Genomic DNA, 13,646 nt, shown 5'->3' on the forward strand with positions numbered 1-13,646 from the left:
ACCCACCAAGCGATCCATGGCCCCGGCTCAGCTGCCTCAGGAGCTGTATCTCAACCGTGAGCTGAGCTGGATCCGGTTTAACCAGCGCGTGCTGGCCCAGGCCCTCAATCCACGCACGCCATTGCTGGAGCAGGCGAAGTTCAGCGCCATCTTCAGCAACAACCTGGATGAGTTCTTCATGGTGCGGGTGGCATCCTTGCAGTCACAACTGCATGCCGGTGTGCAGGCACTCAGTGAAGATGGCCTCACGCCAAGGCAACAGCTCGATCAGATCCGCCGCCAACTGGAACCGCTGCTCCAGCAACAGCAGGATCACTACCGGGGAAGCCTGAAAACCAACCTGGCAGAGCAGGGAATCCTGCTGCTCGACTACGAGCAGCTGTCGCGCAAACAGAAAGACTGGGCGAACAGCTATTTCCAAACATCGGTGTTTCCGGTGCTCACGCCTCTGGCGGTGGACCCGGCACACCCCTTCCCCTTCATCAGCAACCTCAGCTTGAACATTGCGGTCACCATCCGTGACCCGAACACCCAGCAACAGCAATTTGCGCGGATCAAGGTTCCCCAGAAAAACCTGCCGCGGTTTGTGAGCATCCCACCGGAACTGCACGGCGGCCGCATCCCCCAACCGGTGTTCATGGGCTTACCGCTTGAGCAGCTGGTGGCCTTCAACCTGCAGCGCCTGTTCCCGGGGATGCTGATCGAAGGCCATCATTTTTTCCGCGTGACCCGTGATGCCGACCTGGAGCTGCGGGAACTCGAAGCCGATGATCTGATGCAGGCCCTCGAGCAGGGCCTGCGCAAACGGCGCATGGGCGGAGAGGTGGTGCGCCTAGAGGTGGCCGACGAAATGCCAGCGGAGCTGGTGGATCAGCTGATGCGCGGCATGGAGGTAGACGAATTCGACGTGTATCGGATCAATGGCCCCCTGGGCCTCGATGATCTGATGAGCCTGCTCGCCATCAACGCGCCGCAGCTCAAGGATGCCTCCTTCCGGGGCCGGACGCCGAAACAACTGCGCACGACCCAGAGCAGCCAACTGGAGGACGGTTCCCTGCTCTACCAGGATTTTGAAAGCATCTTTCGCGTGATTCGCCGCGGCGATGTGCTCCTGCATCACCCGTTTGATCTCTTTGCCACATCGGTTGAGGAATTCATCAACCAGGCGGCCGACGATCCGCACGTGCTGGCGATCAAGATGACCCTCTATCGGGTGTCGAAGAACTCACCGATCATCGCCGCCTTGATCCGCGCCGCCGAAAACGGCAAGCAGGTGATGACCCTGGTGGAGCTCAAGGCGCGCTTTGATGAAGACAACAACATCCAATGGGCCCGGCAGCTGGAGCGCTCCGGCGTGCATGTGGTGTATGGGGTGCTGGGGCTGAAGACCCACACCAAAATCACGCTGGTGGTGCGGCGCGAAGACGAGAAGCTGCAGGGCTACTGCCACATCGGCACCGGCAACTACAACTCAAAAACGTCCAGCCTCTACACCGATCTCGGCATCCTCAGCTGCAACGACGATCTGGTGAACGACCTGGTGGATCTGTTCAACTACCTCACCGGTTTCTCCAAACAACAGCACTTTCGGCGCCTTCTCGTGGCGCCGGTGACGCTGCGCCAGCGGATGCAGGAGCTGATCCAACGGGAGATCGACAACGCCCGCGCCGGCCGGCCCGCCGCCATCCAAGCCAAGATGAATGCGCTGGTGGATCCTGGCCTCATCGCCCTGCTCTATGAGGCCTCCCAAGCGGGGGTGAGCATCGATCTGGTGGTGCGCGGCATGTGCAGCCTTCGGCCCGGTGTGGAAGGGATCAGCGACAACATCCGCGTGATCAGCGTGATTGGGCGATTGCTCGAGCATTCACGCCTGTTCTGGTTTGCCAATGCCGGCGAACCTGAACTCTTCCTGGGCAGTGCCGATTGGATGCCACGCAACCTCGATCGGCGTGTGGAAGCGGTGGTGCCTGTGCTCGACTCAAACCTCTGCGTACAGCTGGAATGGCTGATGCAGCTCTATCTCGAGGATCAGCAGGCTTGGCTGATGCAACCGGACGGCTCCTATGTGGTGCGCAACCCGGAGGCCGAAGGCCCCATGGCGCAGCGCGAGTTGATGGAGCTGTGGTCGCTCAGAAGCGCTCCGGGCGAGGCACCTGCCAGGTTGGCGTCAGCCCCTGCCGCTGCTGCAACAGCTGCGCCTTGCGATCCAGCCGCGCTAGATCCAACCACCACAAGCCAAAACGACCCTGCTGAGCAACCCGTGGGCTGAGCAGGGCACCCCAATGGCGGTGCTGCTCGAGCTGGAGCGGCGCCGCCACCAGAATCCGGTGGCTGTGCTCAGGCACCCGCACCCGTGGTTCCATCCGCAGGCGATGGTTGAGGTTCACCAGGGCCTGAGGAGAGGTGCCCTCATAGGCGATGGGAGCACGGGAATAGAAATGAAAGCTCGGCCGAATCAGCCCCAACATGGCGATTGGTGCCCCTTGCGCCTGGCTTGAGGTCTGCAGAGCCTGGGCACGCCAAGCCAGTGTGCGCATCGGTTGGCTGCGCAAGCCATCGCCGAGTTGCAGCAGAGGCCAGAACACAGCCGGAACCATCAACAACCAACTGAACTGCACCGCAAGCACCGGCGCCGAACACCACAGGCGAGGGTTCGCAGCACTGAACCACAACGCCAACAAGGCGCCGGCAACCAGCAATGCCACGGCACTCGGCAGCAGCGGGGAACCGGCCAACAGCTGCGGCAGGTCCACCAGATCAGGGTCACGGAGGCGCGCGAGCCAAGTGGGTGCGCTTGCAAGCGCCACGCCGATCGCGAGGTCAGCACACGCCCCCACGCGAACACACCAACGCACGGCTGCATCCCGCTCGGCTAACACCGACACGGCCAGCAGGGCCGCAGCTGGTGTAGCCGGCAACCAATAACTCGGCAATTTGGTGGCAGACAGGCTGAAGAGAAGGAGCACAGCGAGCAACCAACAGGCGGCGAAGCGCGCCAGGCTTTGGCGGCGGCGAAGGCCCCGCCAAAGGCCCAGCAACACCAACGGGCTCCAGGGAAGGCTCGCCAGAAGCAACATGGCGCCGTAAAACCACCACGGCGAGGCATGGCGATTCACAACCTGCGTAAATCGCTGCAGGTTGTGATAGCCGAAGAAACTCTCCACAAACGGCGTGCCCTCCCGCCAGAACGCCGCCGCATACCAAGGAGCTGCCACCACCACACTCACCAGCACGCCTGGCAGCGGGCGCAGCCGTTGCCACACCCGCGCAGTGTCTTGCTCGAGCAGCGCAAAACCAGCCCAGCACAGGCCAAACAACACCAAGGCCACTGGACCTTTCGTGAGGGTGGCCAGCCCTAACACCAACCAGCAGAGCCACCACGGCAGCTTCGAGCTGGTGAAGGCGCACCACGAGCTCACCAGCGCGAGCGCCACAAGGGCTGTGAGCAAACTGTCGCTCACACCGATGCGGCTCCACAGCATCACCAGCGGGCTCAACCCATACAGAAGGCCGGCCACCAGCCAAAGGCCCTGGGGTTGATCCAGCACACGCCGCTCCCACCAGGCCGTGAGCAGACACAACAGCAACAGCGTGGCGGTGGAGGCCAGCGCCGAAGGCAGGCCGGCTGCCCAGGATCCCAGTGGATCCCACCGTGCATGGGCTGGAAGGCTGTACAGAGCAGCCATCAGCCAATACACCAAGGGCGGCTTGTCGTAACGCGGCAAACCGTTCACGTGGGGAATCAGCCAATCACCGCTCTCGGCCATCGCGCGGGCCGATGCCGCAAACAGTGGCGGCGTTTCGTCCACCAGCCCGATGGAACCAAGATCCCACACAAACAACACAAGGCCGAGGAGAACGGCCACCACAGTCACGCCCCACCAGGGCATGCAATTACGGCTGGGCAACGATCAAAGGGCGGAGCTGGGGATGAATGTCGCCGGTGACAATGCTCGACAAGCCAAATCCCTGACTCAGGGCCGCCACATGGATGCACGTGGCGGCAGCAAGAGAAAACAGGAAACGAATTTGATCCGGCATAGCAAAAACCTGGATCGGTGAAGACCGCCATCCTGATCAGTGATCAGGTGCCCTGGCAATCACCTGGAGCTGTAGCGGACCCGACAGCCACGCACTAATCAAACAAAGAAGAACGACTACCCCGCAAGCTGCTCCAGAGCTTTTTGATCTCGTCGTAGGCAGCCTCCTGGCTAATCTTGCCGTTGCCCTGGAGGCCAACAATCAAGCCGACGCGATCCGCAAACTGCTCGAGATTCTGATGAAAGGCGAGGCGTTCTGGACTCCAATCTTCACCGCGGTAGTGGCTGAAACCCTCGAGGGGAGAATGGATGCCATCACTGCCAGCTGACTCAGTCATGGCTTGGAGCGATGAGGTGCAATAACCCTAGCGCTGCAGGCGATGGATTGGTGTTCAGCATGATCAACCGAAGCGGCCCGAGACATAGTCTTGTGTGGCCTGCTGAGTGGGGGCATTGAAGATCGTTTCCGTTTCGGCAAACTCTTCTAAGCAGCCCACCTTGCCATCGCCATCAGCCTTCGGGGTGACGTTGAAGAAGCCGGTCATATCGCTGACGCGAACGGCCTGCTGCATGTTGTGCGTCACGATCACGATGGTGTAGCTCTTCTTGAGCTCGTGCATCATCTCTTCGATCTTGAGGGTCGAGATCGGGTCAAGTGCTGAACAGGGTTCATCCATCAGGATCACTTCCGGCTCAATCGCAATGGCACGGGCAATGCACAAGCGCTGCTGCTGACCACCGGAGAGGGCATAACCACTCTCCTTCAGTTTGTCCTTGGTTTCATCCCAGATCGCGGCTTTGCGCAGGGAGCGCTCCACAAGCTCATCCATATCGCCGCGATAGCCGTTGATTCGGGCGCCAAAGGCAATATTTTCGTAAATGCTCTTGGGGAATGGATTGGGTTTCTGGAACACCATCCCGATCCGGCGACGCACTTCCACAGGGTCGACCTGGGGGGCATAGAGATCCTGGCCATCGAAGATCACGCGACCTTTGATCGTGCAGCCATCGATCAGGTCGTTCATCCGATTGAGCGCCCGCAGCACCGTGCTCTTGCCACAACCAGAGGGACCGATGAACGCCGTAACCTTGCCGCGCGGAATTTGCATGTAAACACCCTTAACGGCTTCATTACCGCCGTAGCTGATGCCCACATTCTCCAGTTCCATACAGAACTCAGAGCTGTTGTGATGGGTGAGAGAGGGGGAAGGCATGGAAGTAGTCATGATTCAAGGATGGTGTGGGATTCAGAGGTTCAAAGGTGAAACAAGAGATCAGGCACGTGTGAAACGACCCACCCAGCGCGCGAAAAGGTTGGCGCCGAGAATCATCACAACAAGCACAAAGGAAGCTGCCCAGGCAAGAGCGTTCTGTGCTTCATAGGGCATGATTGCGAAGTTGAAGATCAACACCGACATCGTGGCAATGGGATTGAACACTCCCTCCGGCCAGAACGGTGAGAAAAGCGCGGTAAAGATCAGGGGTGCCGTCTCGCCAGCCGCCCGAGCGATGCCCAGAACCACACCCGTGGCGATAGGCGTGAAAGCGGCGGGAAGCGTAATCCGAGTGATGGTGACAAACCTGGAGGCGCCAATACCGATGGCACCCCAACGCAATTCCTGAGGAACGAGCTTGAGCGCCTCATCGGTGGTTTTGATCACGGTGGGAAGCATCAACACGGCCAGAGCGATACCTCCAGCCATGGCGCTGTAGCTCTGACCAAAGAACACACGGGTGCTGACGATCAGGCCATAGATGAACACACCACAAATGATCGACGGCACGCCAGCCAGAACATTGGTGCCGAAACGAACAAACTGAGCAAACCAGCCGGAACGGGAATATTCAGCCAAATAAATGCCACCTCCCACGCCTACAGGGATGGCGATGAGACTGGCGATCAACGTCACAACGATGGTGCCGAGAATCGCGTTGCCAATACCTCCTCCATCAAGGCCGGGGGCTGGTGGGAGCTCAGTGAGCAGGCGAGCACTGATCAAAGAGCCACCCATGAACAGCACATAGCCCAGGACTAGCACCAAAGGAATCACCGCAATCACGGCGAACAGACCGGCAAGAACACTGAAAAAGCTGTTCCAGCGATTGCGCGACAAAGAGGCCCGAAAATCAAGTGAACGGGCGAAGACGGATGCAGCTGGAGCGGGAGTAGTGGAGGGTGCCATGGTTTTCAGCTGTATTTGAGGCTCAAACGGCGCACGATCCACTGCGCCAACACATTCACGATTAAAGTGAGCACCATCAGCACGAAAGCCGCGTACATCAAGGCGGACACCTGGAAACCATCGGCTTCACCGAACTGATTGGCGAGCATCGATGAAATCGTGTTACCCGGTGCCAAAAGGCTCAAACTGAAGTTGTTCGAGTTTCCGATAATCATGGTGACAGCCATGGTTTCACCCATCGCACGTCCAAGAGCGAGCATCACACCGCCGGTGATCCCGGACACGGCTGCTGGCAAAATCACCTGCAAAATGGCGCCCCAGCGCGTAGTTCCAACGCCGTAAGCAGCCTGTCGCAGCTCAGGAGGAACCTGCTGGAGTGAGTCGCGAGCGATAGCCGTGATGATCGGAAGAACCATCACAACCAGAATCAAGATCGCCGGTGCCATGCCTGGTCCTTGCGGAACGGTGGAGAAAAAGGGCATCCACCCCAAGGTTTGATGGAGCAACTCGAGGCCTGGCCGGATGAAGGGCTCCATCACGAAGATCGCCCATAGACCCAACACCACCGAGGGAATCGCAGCCAGCAGCTCCACCATGATCCCCAGCAGCTGCCGAAGCCGTAGGGGGATCAGATTCTCAGTAATAAAGATCGCGGTGCCAACACCGAGGGGAACAGCGATAAACAGAGCCAGAATCGAAGTGACGATCGTGCCATAGATGGCTGTGAAGGCCCCGTAGGTGTCGCCAACGGGATCCCAGTCTGAAATCACGAGAAAACCGAGGCCAAAGCGAGCCATCGCCTCTCGCGAGCCAAATAAAACGACGAGTAGGATGCCCAGAAGTACCAAGCCCACTAGTGAGGCCAACAGCACAGCAAGCTGTCGGAACCCCTGGTCCACTAGCTTTTCCTGAGGCGGGCGCCGCCTCAGAACAAAAAGATCTGTTGATTCAGAGGCTGCCATCGATCGGTAAACCCTTGCATCTACCGTCTCATGCAAATTCAAGAAAGGGCTTAAGAGCCGGTTAAGGAGCCAAGCAGAAGCGTTTATGGAGCCGCACAGCTCAACCAAGCGTTAACCCTGCCTTAAACGGCCAGCTGCTGGCCAGGGCAAGAATGGGCTCAAATCAAGCGTGGTCAATGTGATCGCCCTTCGCTCCCGCTGGTTCGTTGCACTGGCCCTGGCGCCATGCCTGATCACAGTCGCAAAGCAGGCTCAGAGCGCCACACCCCCAAATAGCGCGATCCTGATCTCAGGCTCAAGCACGGTTTATCCGTTCAGCAAAGCTGCCATTGAGACCTACGCCTCTCGGCAAAACAAAGGGGTGGCCTTCAAAGCTGAAGCAGTGGGCACGAGCGCTGGGTTCCGCCAGTTCTGCAGCAAAGGCATCGTGATTGCCGCCGCTTCTAGGCCGATTAACAGCAAAGAGCTCGCTGCATGCAAAGCCAACGGGGTTCGCTTCTTGGAGCTGCCCGTTGCCTTTGATGCCATCACAGTGGTGGTAAACCCCTCCAACAGCTTCGCCAAAGAGATCAGCACTGCTCAGTTGCGCACCCTGTGGGAGCGCAATGCCCAGGGGAAGGTGATGCGCTGGAGTCAGGTCAATCCCAGCTGGCCTAACACACCCATCCGGCTCTGCGGTCCTGGCAAAGATTCAGGCACCTACGACACGTTTAACAAAGCCATCAACGGTAACGAGACCAATTCTCGCCAGGACTACACCGCCAGCGAAGACGACAACGTGCTGGTGAAATGCGTAGCCCAAGATCCCAACTCCCTGGGTTATTTCGGTTTCGACTACTACCAAGCGAACCGCAGCCGCCTGAAGGCTCTGGCTGTGGATGGCCTACGGGGCAGCGTGACCCCCAGTGTTTCGGCAGTTCAGTCCTCCCGCTATCTACCACTGTCGCGCCCGCTGTTCTTCTACGTGAATGATCAGGCGCTCAAGAGCAACCCAGCACTGCGCTCTCTGATTGTGGCCACCTTGGAGCAAGGGGTGAAGGTGGCTCAGAAGGCGGGTGTGATCCCATTGCAGGATTCCACCTATCGACTCGTCACCAACAAGCTCTACCGGAACGTGTTGGGTAGTGCCTTCGCAGGCAAACTGCCGATTGGCCTCACCGTGGGCCAAGTGCTCGAGCGCAGCTTTGATGAGCACAAGAAACCCCAGTTTCGCTGAATCTTGGTGTCGCAGACGACACGATCAAGCCAATACGCCGCAAATGGTGCGCATCGCTACTCGCTAGCCCAAATCAAGGTTTATGGTGGCGTGATTGCGAAAGATGATCATGTTAGTCACCACAGGCCGGGGCAGCATCAGCTTTGTGGCGGGTTGCTGCTGGGTGAATTCTGTGATCAAGCCTCCTCCCCTGCGAACCGAAACCCATGAGCAGAACCAGCAATCGCGATCCAGCGACGGACCACGAGCCGGACGTCTCCAAAACAGTTGAGAACAACCCTTGCGATGAAGCGCTGATTTCCCGGCAGCGCCAGCGCTATCTCGCCTCCCTGCCTAGCGAGGGGGAGGCGCAAATCGATAACCAATACCGCGAACAGTAACGAACAACGACGGCTGACCGGGCTGATCGAGTTTCCGCCGCAACCAGAGCACGTGCACATCCACGCTCTTGTTGTTGCCGCAATAATCCGGCCCCCACACCTGCTCGATCAACTGATCGCGGCTCAGGGCACGGCCTGGCTGCAGCATGAAACACTCCAGCAAGCGAAATTCCCGCGGCGTGAGCGCCACCTCCCGCCCGTTCACACACACGCGGCACTGCTCACGAAACAGCTGCAGTGCACCCGCTTCCAACACGGTGCCCGCCTGAGCGGAACGGGCGCTTTGCTCCATCCGGCGCACCCGGCGCAACATCGCCCTGCAACGGGCCACAAACTCCCGCAGGCCGATCGGGCGAACGAGCACATCATCGGCGCCGGTTTCCAGCAGCTCGGCCCGCTCCGCTTCATTCGCCGCATCGGCCAGCAACAACAGGGGCGTGAGCAGATCGCGGCGGCGCCAGCGCTGCAGCAGCGCCAGGGTGGCCACGAGATCGTGCCGTTCACTGGGCAGATTCACCACCCAGAGCGCAGGCCGCTCGGTTGCGGGGGTCGTTGTGAGCAGGTCTTTCAGCTGCTGAGGAGCGGGTTGCTGCTCAACCCGAAAGCCCTCCTGCACCAGGGCGAGATGACACTGCTCCCTCCAGATCGGATCATCAGCCACGAGCCGGATCAAAGCCGGCTGAGGGGTGGCAGCCATCGAATCAGCGTGGATGAAAAGGTCTGAGGCAAAAAAAGGGGGGCCATCGCAGCCCCCCTTGTGGTCCAGGTTTGCCTCAGATCAGGCGCCGATCTTGGCCACAGCGGCCTTGGCCTTGTTCAGGATGTCGCCCTTGAGGGGCACATAACCCAGCTCATCAGCCTGGTTCTGGGCGGGGCCCAGCAGGTAGAGCATCGCTTCACGGATCTTGCCGGCTTTGGCGCCGTTGCCCTTTTGATAGGCCAGGATCCAGGTGAGGGTGGAGATGGGGTAGCTGCTGGCGCCGGCGGGATTGGGATCCTCACCAGCCAGATTGCCGTCGAGCTTGATGTTGTTCAGAGCAGCGGCACCACCAGCCAGGGTGGGCATTACATACTTACCAGCCTTGTTCTGGAGGGCGGCAGCCGTGATCTTGCCCTTCACGTAGCTCTGGTTCACATAACCGATGGCGCCAGGGGTGTTGTTGATCACACCGGCCACGCCTTCATTGCCTTTACCACCCACGCCCACGGGCCACTTCACGCTCTTGCCCTCGCCCACCTTGCTCTTCCACTCAGAGGAGAAAGCGCTCAGGGAGTTGGTGAACGCAAAGGTGGTGCCGGAGCCATCGGAGCGGTGCGCCACGGTGATCGGGCCCTTGCCGCACTTCAGCTGATCCCAGGTTTTGATGTTGCCCAGGAAGATGTCCACAGCCTGCTTCTGGCTGAGCTTCAGGCCTTTGCAGTCAGGCTTGTTGTAGGCGATGGCGATGGTGCCGCCCACAGCGGGAAACTGCACCACACCACGGCTCACCTTGGCGGCTTCAGCAGATTTGATCGGCTCGTCGGTAGCGCCGAAATCCACGGTGCCGGCCACGTATTGGCGAACACCAGCGCCGGAACCCACCGACTGATAGTTCACTTTGATGCCTTTGGAGGCGGCACCAGCGAAAGCGCGCTGGTAGAAGGGGGCCGGGAAGGTAGCGCCGGCGCCATTGAGCACGCTTTGGGCGGAGGCTGCTGCAGCGATGCCGAAGCTGGAGAGAACGCCGAAGCAGAGAGCCTTCTTCGCGAAGGACATGGAAAGCAACCGTTCAGGAGCTCCCAACGTCTAAGCAACCGCACAGAGCGGAAGGTTAGCGATTGGTTAAGAACGCGTGAATGTTTGGTTGTGAACCACAACTCGTCGTATGGGCGAACACCAGGATCAGCTTATTTTTAATTTCTAAAGACAAATCCTCCATGTGATTTTGCCGCATCCAAAGGGTCTAGGTTGAATACGGTTCACACCGTCTTGATGAACAATTCCCTCACGAGCCTCCATCCCAATCCTGGATGGGCCAGCACCAGCTCCGCTCAGCCTGTTGGCAAGCACTGCATCCTTGAGCTCTACAACTGCGATCCAGGCAAGCTCAACGACGAAGCCTTCATCCGAACCACCATCGCCACCGCCGCTCGAGACGCCGGTGCCACGGTGCTGCATCTGATCAGTCATCACTTCCAGCCCCAGGGCGTAACGGGGCTCGTGCTCCTGGCTGAATCACACCTTTCGATCCATACCTGGCCGGAATCGGGCTATGCGGCGGTGGATGTGTTCACCTGCGGGGATCACACCATGCCGGAGCGGGCCTGCCACGCGCTGATTCAAACGTTGGAAGCCGAGCACCACAGCCTTCACAGCTTTCTCCGAGAAACGCCACCAAACCTGAGCGAACAGGCGCGAGACCCGCTCGCCACCTGAGTGCATTGAGGCACGGTTACCCGCGGGTGTGCCGGCCATCACTGTGAGAGCGCCAACGCCTCATTAGCAAGGAATCAGCGCTCTCCCTCGGCCATGCACGTGCTGATCATCGGTGGCAGTGATGCCGGGATCAGCGCAGCACTGCGCATACGCGAGCTCGATGCGGCAGCTGAAGTGTCTGTGCTGCTGAAGGATCACTATCCCTACTACAGCATTTGCGGCCTGCCCTTTTGGATCAGTGGAGAAACAGCCAACCTCCACCACCTGGCCCATCGCAGCCTTGCTGAGCTGGAAGGCGCTGGCCTCAACATCCAAGCCAACACCACCGCCGAAACGGTCGATGCCCGCAACAAAACCGTTGCCATTCAGAATGGAACACAGATCGCCTACGACCGACTGATCTTGGCCACGGGAGCCCGGGCGCGACGCCCGAGGCTTGCTGGAATCGATCAACCCGGCGTGTTCACCCTCCGCTGGATGGGCGATGGGCTGCAACTCCAGCACTACCTGAACGTGCGTCAACCGCGCCATGCGGTGATTGTGGGCGGTGGCTACATCGGCATCGAGATGGCTGATGCGCTGCACCGCCGCGGCTTGGAGCTGGCCTTGGTTGAGCACAGAGATTCGCTGCTCCACACCATCCACCCCAGCCTTACAGCGCGCCTTCAAGAGGCACTACAGCAACAAGGCCACCGCCTGCACTTCCAAAAACGCTTGGTGGAAATCCACGGCGAAGGCACCGCTCTGGCCGTGGAGCTCAGTGATGGAACCTTGATTCACACCGAAATGGTGTTACTCGCCGTTGGCGCCGTGCCATCCACAGAGCTGGCGGGGAGTGCAGGAATCTCGGTCGGTGTTGGGGGCGCGATGGTGGTGGATCGGCAACTGCGCACAGGGATTGATCGGATCTGGGCTGCAGGCGATGGAGTGGAGACTTACCACAGGCTGTTGCAGCGGAACACATATCAACCTCTCGGCACCAATGCCCATAAGCAGGGGCGCATCGCCGGCGAGAACGCCCTTGGGGGATCGCGTCAGTACGCCGGAACCCTGGGTAGCCAGGTGGTGAAGGTGTTCGATCAGGTGGCGGCCCGAACAGGTCTACGCAGTCAGGAAGCCGTGGATGAAGGATGGGAGCCCATGAGTGAGGGTTTCTGCTGCCAAAGCCATAAGTCCTATGTTCCCGGCGCAGAAACGTTGCAATTCAGGGTGACTGGAGACCGGCGCAGCGGACGGCTGCTTGGCGCTCAAATCACAGGACCAGCTGGGGCCGAGGTAGCCAAACGGCTCGACACCTTTGCCAATGCCCTCTACCACCAACAAACCGTAGAAGACATCAACGATCTTGATCTTTGCTACACACCGCCGATTTCAAGCCCCTGGGATCCCGTGCAAATGGCAGCGCAGCACTGGTGTCGTCAGCGCGATGGAGCCAGCTGATCGGGGAACAAGCGCTGGTCGCGGTTCGCGACAGCCACCAAAGACAGCATCACCGGTACTTCCACAAGCACTCCCACGACGGTGGCCAGCGCAGCGCCAGAGTTCAGCCCAAAGAGGCTGATCGCAACAGCCACGGCAAGCTCAAAGAAATTAGAGGCACCGATTATGGCGCCGGGAGCAGCGATCGCTCGCGGTTGCCCCCAATGCCGCATCCACTGGGCGGTGATCCAGAAGATTAGGTAGGTCTGGAGAATCAAAGGGATTGCGATGAGGGCAATCGCCAACGGATTGGCAAGAATCGCCTGAGCTTGGACCATGAACAGCACCAGCACAGTGACGATCAGACTGACGATGGCAAGGGGTTTAAGCCTCGCTTCGATCCGCGCGATCCGTACCGGTGATCGCAGGAGAACCCGGGTAAGCCACCCAGCCACGAGGGGGACCACCACAAACAGACCCACCGCCGTGAGCAGCGTGTCCCAAGGAACGAGCACCTGACTCACACCCAAGAGAATCGCGGCAATCGGGGCAAAGGCAATCACCATGATCAGATCGTTGATGGCCACCTGCACCAACGTGTAGTTGGCGTCACCGGAACAAAGCCGGCTCCAGACAAACACCATCGCGGTGCAAGGGGCCACGCCGAGCAAAATCATGCCGGCGATGTACTGATCGGCCATCGCCACTGGAATCCAGGCGGAAAAGAGACCGCGGATAAACAGCCAAGCGATGGCCGTCATCGTGAGCGGCTTGATCAACCAGTTCACCACCACGGTGACCACCAACCCTTTGGGCTGATGCCGCAGGGCTCCGATGGAGCTGAAATCCACCGCCAACATCATGGGGTAGATCATCCCCCAGATCAGCAGGGCGATTGGCAGGTTGATCCGTGCCAGTTCCAGAGAGGCCACGGCCTCAGCGGCCTGGGGAAACAGCGCCCCCAAGGTCACACCTGCTGCAATGGCCAGGGCCACCCACAGGCTGAGAAAACGCTCAAAGATACCCACGA

11 protein-coding genes and 1 pseudogene are annotated in these 13,646 nt (G+C 59.6%); 4 read left to right on the forward strand and 8 right to left on the reverse strand.

What is annotated here, in order from left to right; translation table 11 throughout:
- Nucleotides 1–16: 16 nt before the first annotated feature.
- On the forward strand, nucleotides 17–2,269 hold the full coding sequence (gene ppk1, locus H9532_RS09520; protein ID WP_296367777.1) for a polyphosphate kinase 1: 2,253 nt from the start codon (nucleotides 17–19) through the stop codon (nucleotides 2,267–2,269).
- A 943-nt stretch (nucleotides 2,270–3,212) separates the two neighbouring features.
- Here ppk1 and H9532_RS09525 read toward each other — a convergent pair.
- The 5 genes and pseudogenes from H9532_RS09525 to pstC form a co-directional block, all read right to left on the reverse strand.
- Nucleotides 3,213–3,890 (reverse strand): annotated as a pseudogene (locus tag H9532_RS09525) (glycosyltransferase family 39 protein); the annotation flags it as partial.
- Nucleotides 3,891–4,135: 245 nt separating this feature from the next.
- A complete protein-coding gene (locus tag H9532_RS09530; protein ID WP_296367779.1) occupies nucleotides 4,136–4,378 on the reverse strand; it encodes a hypothetical protein in 243 nt (80 codons plus the stop codon).
- Between the two features lie 63 nt (nucleotides 4,379–4,441).
- On the reverse strand, nucleotides 4,442–5,266 hold the full coding sequence (pstB, locus tag H9532_RS09535) for a phosphate ABC transporter ATP-binding protein PstB (protein WP_296367781.1): 825 nt from the start codon (nucleotides 5,264–5,266) through the stop codon (nucleotides 4,442–4,444).
- Nucleotides 5,267–5,314: 48 nt separating this feature from the next.
- Nucleotides 5,315–6,223 (reverse strand): phosphate ABC transporter permease PstA, encoded by a 909-nt coding sequence (gene pstA / locus H9532_RS09540; protein ID WP_296367783.1) that lies wholly within the window; start codon nucleotides 6,221–6,223, stop codon nucleotides 5,315–5,317.
- A 5-nt stretch (nucleotides 6,224–6,228) separates the two neighbouring features.
- The gene (pstC, locus tag H9532_RS09545; RefSeq protein WP_296367785.1) at nucleotides 6,229–7,185 is read right to left on the reverse strand and encodes a phosphate ABC transporter permease subunit PstC; all 957 of its coding nucleotides are present in this window, start codon (nucleotides 7,183–7,185) and stop codon (nucleotides 6,229–6,231) included.
- Between the two features lie 178 nt (nucleotides 7,186–7,363).
- On the opposite strand from pstC, the gene H9532_RS09550 reads away from it, so the two are divergent.
- Nucleotides 7,364–8,401, forward strand: a complete 1,038-nt coding sequence (locus H9532_RS09550; RefSeq protein ID WP_296367787.1) for a PstS family phosphate ABC transporter substrate-binding protein — start codon at nucleotides 7,364–7,366, stop codon at nucleotides 8,399–8,401.
- Between the two features lie 333 nt (nucleotides 8,402–8,734).
- Here H9532_RS09550 and H9532_RS09555 read toward each other — a convergent pair whose 3' ends face one another.
- Together H9532_RS09555 and pstS are read right to left on the reverse strand one after the other, a co-directional pair.
- A complete protein-coding gene (locus H9532_RS09555; RefSeq protein ID WP_296367789.1) occupies nucleotides 8,735–9,478 on the reverse strand; it encodes a response regulator transcription factor in 744 nt (247 codons plus the stop codon).
- Nucleotides 9,479–9,559: 81 nt separating this feature from the next.
- Nucleotides 9,560–10,537, reverse strand: a complete 978-nt coding sequence (gene pstS, locus H9532_RS09560; RefSeq protein WP_296367791.1) for a phosphate ABC transporter substrate-binding protein PstS — start codon at nucleotides 10,535–10,537, stop codon at nucleotides 9,560–9,562.
- A gap of 216 nt (nucleotides 10,538–10,753) precedes the next feature.
- Between pstS and speD the strand changes: the two genes are divergently transcribed.
- Together speD and H9532_RS09570 are read left to right on the forward strand one after the other, a co-directional pair.
- Complete coding sequence (speD, locus tag H9532_RS09565; protein WP_296367793.1) at nucleotides 10,754–11,197, forward strand: adenosylmethionine decarboxylase; 444 nt, start codon at nucleotides 10,754–10,756, stop codon at nucleotides 11,195–11,197.
- Between the two features lie 93 nt (nucleotides 11,198–11,290).
- Nucleotides 11,291–12,637 carry an FAD-dependent oxidoreductase gene (locus tag H9532_RS09570; protein ID WP_296367795.1) on the forward strand — a complete coding sequence of 449 codons (1,347 nt, stop codon included), beginning with the start codon at nucleotides 11,291–11,293 and terminating at the stop codon, nucleotides 12,635–12,637.
- On the opposite strand, the gene arsB is transcribed toward H9532_RS09570, so the two are convergent.
- Nucleotides 12,616–13,644 (reverse strand): ACR3 family arsenite efflux transporter, encoded by a 1,029-nt coding sequence (gene arsB, locus H9532_RS09575; protein ID WP_296368250.1) that lies wholly within the window; start codon nucleotides 13,642–13,644, stop codon nucleotides 12,616–12,618. The genes H9532_RS09570 and arsB overlap by 22 nt on opposite strands.
- Nucleotides 13,645–13,646 lie beyond the last annotated feature (2 nt).

This window comes from Vulcanococcus sp. Clear-D1 (assembly GCF_014654725.1).
Lineage (GTDB): Bacteria > Cyanobacteriota > Cyanobacteriia > PCC-6307 > Cyanobiaceae > Vulcanococcus.